This is a genomic window from Actinomadura sp. HBU206391 (genome assembly GCF_014323665.1).
Lineage (GTDB): Bacteria > Actinomycetota > Actinomycetes > Streptosporangiales > Streptosporangiaceae > Actinomadura_C.
Genome location: NZ_JABVEB010000513.1, coordinates 1 through 1,796, shown reverse-complemented (window position 1 = coordinate 1,796; position 1,796 = coordinate 1). Strand labels below are relative to the sequence as shown.

Genomic DNA, 1,796 nt, shown 5'->3' with positions numbered 1-1,796 from the left:
TCCGGTCCAGCGCGCCTTCGAGCGCGGCGAGGTCCTGGTCGCCGCGTCGCCGCGCCGCGAGCCCGGCCACGACCGGCTCGACGATCGACCGGATCTCGTGGAGGTCGTCGAGGAAGGCCCGATCGGGCCCGGCCGCGAATTTCCACCGGATGACGTCTCCGTCGAGCAGGTTCCAGTCCGCGTGGGGCCGGACGAAAGTGCCGATCTTGGGCCGCGCCGCGAGGAGCCCCTTGGCGGCGAGCACCTTGAGTGCCTCGCGCAACGCCGTCGCGCTGACCCCGAGCCGGCCCTGCAGTTCGACGACATCGATGGTCGCACCGGGTGGGTAGGCGCCGGTGAAGATCAGGCGCGCGATCGTCTCGACGATCTGGCCGTGCACACCCCGGCCGCTGTAGCGGGCCATGCCGTCACCCGATCCCTCGACGCGGTCCGCCGCTCACGCCGAATCCTTCGCGGCGCTCAATCGACCCGCGCACCGGGCCCGTACTCCACCGGTCACCACCGCGACACGGCCGGCGAGCCGCCCCGAGGCCGGATCTGCATTACTCATAAATATGAATAATCCCTCACAAGTGGCGCACCCGGCCACGACCGGCCACCGCGTCGGACGGGCCCCACGGCCTCCGCCGGGCCCACCGATCCGAGCAGCCTGCCGCGCGCCGCGTCTCGGCGGCAAGCCGATGGCCACACCCCGCCAAGCGCGTAACGGCCCGGCCGGTAGCATCACCCCCTGGCCATGAGCCTGGGATGGGGCGTCCCACATCGCCAGATCAGGGTGCGCGGTGAACGTTCACGGGAACGCGGCGATGGATCGAGTGGCGAGCGGTCACCGCCGTGGGCCCGCTGGGCTACGGGCCGCGTCGAGGGTGATGGGATGATCAGGACATGCCTGACCCCCTATCGCTCGAAGATGTCCGTGCCCGCATCGATGACATCGACGCCGACCTGGTGCGCCTGCTGGCCGACCGGCAGTCCTTGGTACGAGCGGCCGCCGAGTTCAAGACCGATGAACAAGCGGTCCGCGCACCCGCCAGGGTGGCCCAGGTGATCGCGAAGGCACGTGAGCGCGCCGCCACCGCGGGACTGGATCCCGCGGTCGCCGAGTCGGTCTGGCAGGCGATGATCGATGCCTTCATCGAGCTGGAAATGGCCGAGCATGCCGCACACAGGCCACGGCCGGCCACGGGTCCGGTGAGCCGTCACCGCGGATGAGGCCCGGCCGCCGGAGCAGACTGCCGCACACAGACCCTGCGGCAAGACGCGTCAGTCGAAAAGGTCTGCCGCCGACTCCACGGTCGGCGCCCGCTGAATCCAGCTGTCCAGCTGATCGAGATCAGTGCACGCAGTGATTCGGGCACGTGCCTCATCCGAGACAGGAAGGCCACGAGCCGCGAGGAAGCCGAGGATGGCTTTGGCCTCACCCTCTGCCTTGCCCTCTGCCTTGCCCTCACCGTGAGCGCGCCGGAAGAAGTCGCTCTTGTATTCGTGGGTACGTGTGGTCATCAGCATCTCCAGCAGTCGGCGGGCATGCTCTGGTTGTACCGCCAGGACGTTGTCAAGGTAAGTCTGCCCCTGATCGGCCTCGATGTGCTCCAGCATGTCCAGCAGCGCGGTGTAGACCTTTTCCCCGGCCGCGCCCGCACCGTGGACGAAAGCCGAGGCCACGACGTCGAGTGGGGCCGTGGCCTGGTCCGGGTTGAGGATCACCGGTACGTCCCGCTGCCCGATCACCAAGGGACGCAGCACCGACCCGGGATTGCCGAGCGGGATGGGCTCACGGCATCTCGCGGCCTCGG

Annotated in this window: 2 protein-coding genes and 1 pseudogene; 1 reads left to right on the top strand and 2 read right to left on the bottom strand. The window is 69.3% G+C overall.

Translation table 11 applies throughout. The features are described from left to right. The coding region (locus HKK72_RS38965) for a FadR/GntR family transcriptional regulator (protein ID WP_187239386.1) at nucleotides 1–403 on the bottom strand (403 nt) is incomplete at its 3' end. A gap of 482 nt (nucleotides 404–885) precedes the next feature. On the opposite strand from HKK72_RS38965, the gene HKK72_RS38960 reads away from it, so the two are divergent. Continuing rightward, entirely contained in the window at nucleotides 886–1,212 is a 327-nt protein-coding gene (locus HKK72_RS38960) for a chorismate mutase (RefSeq protein WP_187239385.1), read from the top strand. A gap of 51 nt (nucleotides 1,213–1,263) precedes the next feature. On the opposite strand, the pseudogene HKK72_RS38955 reads toward HKK72_RS38960, so the two are convergent. Beyond that, nucleotides 1,264–1,796: pseudogene (locus HKK72_RS38955) on the bottom strand (hypothetical protein); the annotation flags it as partial.

Excerpts from the sequence above, each read along its gene's own strand:
- HKK72_RS38960 (WP_187239385.1), top strand. The coding sequence starts at position 886 with ATGCCTGACCCCCTATCGCTCGAAGATGTCCGTGCCCGCATCGATGAC.